The 2866-nt window shown below is 68.1% G+C and carries 3 protein-coding genes and 1 pseudogene; all 4 read left to right on the top strand.

Translation table 11 applies throughout. The features are described 5' to 3' along the window. On the top strand, positions 1 to 543 hold a 543-nt coding region (locus J7024_RS36720; protein ID WP_234746036.1), incomplete at its 5' end, for a uracil-DNA glycosylase family protein. 211 nt (positions 544 to 754) lie between these two features. Continuing rightward, the gene (locus J7024_RS36715; protein WP_124825319.1) at positions 755 to 1495 is read left to right on the top strand and encodes an SDR family NAD(P)-dependent oxidoreductase; all 741 of its coding nucleotides are present in this window, start codon (positions 755 to 757) and stop codon (positions 1493 to 1495) included. A gap of 173 nt (positions 1496 to 1668) precedes the next feature. Further along, positions 1669 to 2610 carry a helix-turn-helix transcriptional regulator gene (locus J7024_RS36710; RefSeq protein WP_124825320.1) on the top strand — a complete coding sequence of 314 codons (942 nt, stop codon included), beginning with the start codon at positions 1669 to 1671 and terminating at the stop codon, positions 2608 to 2610. A gap of 129 nt (positions 2611 to 2739) precedes the next feature. Beyond that, positions 2740 to 2866, top strand: a pseudogene (locus J7024_RS37615) (fumarylacetoacetate hydrolase family protein); the annotation flags it as partial.

Genomic DNA, 2866 nt, shown 5'->3' with positions numbered 1-2866 from the left:
CGCGCGTGCGAAGCCCACTTGCCGCTCGGCCCGCGCCCCGTGGTGCGCGCCCATCGCGACGCGCGCATCCTGATCGTCGGGCAGGCGCCCGGCGCACGCGTCCATGCGAGCGGCATCCCGTGGGACGACGCGAGCGGCAAGCGGCTGCGCGACTGGCTCGGCGTCGATGCCGGCGCGTTCTACGACGAGACGCGTTTCGCGATCGTGCCGATGGGCTTCTGCTACCCGGGCCGCGGCGCGAGCGGCGACAACCCGCCGCGCCCCGAATGCGCGCAGCTGTGGATCGGCCGGCTGCTCGCCGAACTGCCGTCGATCCGGCTCACGCTGCTGATCGGCCAGTACGCGCAGCGGAATTTCCTGCGCGACACGCGCAAGGTCACGCTGACCGACACCGTGCAGGCCTGGCGCGACTACGGCCCCGACGTATTGCCGCTGCCGCATCCGTCGCCGCGCAACCAGGCGTGGTTCAAGCACCATCCGTGGTTCGACGCCGAGGTCGTGCCCGAGCTGCGCCGGCGCGTCGCGCCGCTGATCGACCGGTAGCCGGGACGGGAGCGGCCGCCACGAACGCCGCTGTTTCCGCGCGCCGTTTCCGTGATTGCCGCCCGAACCGGAATCCGCAAAACACGATTCATCTCAAGGTAATGCGGGTTTTCGACTCGAAACGCGCGTCCGCCGACGCCTCGCCGAATCCGCTGTGCTAGCCTGATTTCCGTCCGAACGAATGGCGAGCACGCGCTCGAGGAGTCCAGCAATGCGTTTCGAAAACAAGGTGGCGATCGTCACCGGCGGGGCAAGCGGCATCGGCGAGGCCACGGTCCGAGCATTTGCCCGCGAAGGTGCGAGCGTGGTCATCGCCGATCTGACCGACAAGGGCGCGCAGCTCGCCGACGACGTCATCGAGAACGGCGGACGAGCGGTCTATATCGAGACCGATGTCACGGACAGCGAAGCCGTTCAGAACCTGATCGCGCGAACCGTGCGGATTTACGGCCGGGTCGACATCATGTTCGCCAATGCCGGCATCGCCGACGACGCGCGGATCGAGCAACTCGACGAATCCGCATGGCGGAAGACGATCGACATCAATCTGACCGGCGTGTATCTCTGCGACAAATACGCGATCCAGCACATGCACGCGCAAGGCGGCGGCGTGATCGTCAATTGCGGCTCGATCCACAGCCACGTCGGAAAATCAGGCGTGACGGCCTATGCCGCCGCGAAAGGCGGCGTGAAGCTGCTGACGCAGACGCTCGCGATCGACTACGGCCAGCACAACATCCGCGTGAACGCCGTATGCCCCGGCTACATCGACACGCCGCTGCTGAAAAACGTGCCGGACGCGCAGAAGCAGGCGCTGGCGGCACTGCATCCGATGGGGCGTCTCGGGAAAGCCGAGGAAGTCGCGAACGCCGTGCTGTTCCTCGCGAGCGACGAGGCGTCGTTCATCAACGGCTCGTCGCTGATGGTCGACGGCGGTTACACCGCGCAGTAACGGCGCTCGGGGCCGCCGGCACGATTCGGCGTCCCGGCCCCGTCCCCTGCTCACCCGCCCGCCGGCTCCGCAACGCGGCCCGCTTCCGGCCTCCGATTTCGGCCGACGTCCGGGGCAGACCGATTTCGCTGTACCATCGCGGCTCAACCGCGCCACGAACAGCAGAATCCTTCATGCCCTCCACCGCCCCGCCGCGCCTGTACGGGATGCCCGAACGCAGCGACCGGCTCGATTTCTACATCCGCGACCAGACCTCGCGCCAGGCGATCACCGAGCCGCACCGGCACGCGTATTTCCAGATCCAGTTCAACCTCGGCGGCGACACCGAGCAGCGGATCGGCGGCGTCACGCGGCCGTTTCCGCGCGGCGCGCTCGCGTTCGTGCTACCGCACCGCGAGCACCTGATTCCGCATCCGGAAGGCGCGCATTTCATCGTGATCAACTTCAGCCAGGCGTTCCTGCGCGCCGATCTCGACGTCGATCCGCTCGATCTCGAGGACGTGCCCGCGCACCGCTTTCCCGAGCTGACGCCGTTCCGCTTCCAGGAGCACCTCGATTTCATTCTGACCGGCGACGCGTTCGACGAGGCGCGCCGCCTCGCGCTGTGCATGCTCGACACCGACCGTGTGCGCACGTTCGGCTCGACCACGCTGCTGCGCGGCTACCTGCTGCAACTGATCGGGCTCGTCTGCACGCAGTACGCGGGCGCGCTCGACAAGCTCGCGCAGCGCGGCGCGCAACGGGCCGGCCGGCGCGACGCGCTTGCGCGCGTGCTGCGCCATGTGCGCGCGAACCTGACCCGCGAGGACCTGACGCTCGCCGCGACCGCCGAGGCCGCGTTCCTGTCGCCGAACTACCTCGCGCATCTGGTGCGCAAGGAAACCGGCAGCACCTTCACCGATCTCGTGACCGAGCGCCGGATCGCGCTCGCACAATCGTTGCTCGCGCATACGAGCCGGCGCATCGCGGACATCGCGCGCTCGGTCGGCTTCCGCGACGAAGGGTATTTCGCCCGGCGCTTTCGCGCGCGGGTCGGCGTGTCGCCGAAGGCGTACCGGGACGCGAACGCCGCGCTACCCGACGCCGACGACATACCCGCGGCCGGCGACGCGTAGTTTTGTCCGGTTAAAACGCAGTTGCGTCGCATCCGGGAGCGCATGCGTCGGGTATCGTTTCATGCATGCCGGCCCGTGCCGCGTTGCGCGGGCGTCGGCATCCGTCTATCCATCGAACGAGGCCATCCGATGTCCGCATACGTCATCGACGCTTCCGAGCGTCCTTCCGTCGAAGTCGAACAGTCGTCCGCGCGCTTTCCGGTGCGCCGCGTGTTCTGTGTCGGCCGCAACTACGCCGACCACGCACGCGAAATGG

It is taken from the genome of Burkholderia sp. WTPI3, from assembly GCF_021483755.1.
Lineage (GTDB): Bacteria > Pseudomonadota > Gammaproteobacteria > Burkholderiales > Burkholderiaceae > Burkholderia.
The sequence above is the reverse complement of the archived record's forward strand: the minus strand, read 5'-3'. Positions and strand labels throughout refer to the sequence as shown.